We start from the raw sequence: 508 nt of genomic DNA on the forward strand, positions 1-508 counted from the left end.
GCGGACCGTATTGTTGTGTTAGACCAAGGCAGGGTGGCTGAGACGGGTACGCATCAAGAATTACTCAATCTCAGGGGTAAATATTTCGAACTTTATATCTCACAGGAAGGGTCACCCGATTTTGAGTCGGTTTCTTGACCTGAAAGAAGGGGCGCAATGACAAGCTGGGAGCTTTATAAGCAAGTTTATTTAAATCAATTAAAAAGAGTCACTTGGCGGGACGTGATTTTAATTGTTTTATTATTAATTCTGTTTTCCAATGGGGTACATAAATTGACAGAACGTGTAGAGAGCATTGGCTTGGACGAGTATGTCTGGCATGGAGGATACTGGTTGATCGGGAGCTTGGCGGGCTTAAGTGTGTTCATGTCAGGGTACAGAACGGCAGAAATCCGTTTTTTATGGTCACTTGGGCAAAGCAGCGGGTTTCTAACCCAATATAGCGCTCTTAAAAAGCTCCCCACCCTGCTGCTGATGACCTGGTTGGTGGCCGGGCAGCTCATTTGGG

The 508-nt window shown here is 45.9% G+C and carries 1 pseudogene; it reads left to right on the forward strand.

Annotation, left to right across the window (positions count from 1 at the left end):
- Window positions 1–156: 156 nt before the first annotated feature.
- Window positions 157–508: pseudogene (locus L691_RS29840) on the forward strand (hypothetical protein); the annotation flags it as partial.

Source organism: Paenibacillus zanthoxyli JH29, assembly GCF_000520715.1.
In the GTDB taxonomy this organism is placed as follows: domain Bacteria; phylum Bacillota; class Bacilli; order Paenibacillales; family Paenibacillaceae; genus Paenibacillus_AQ; species Paenibacillus_AQ zanthoxyli.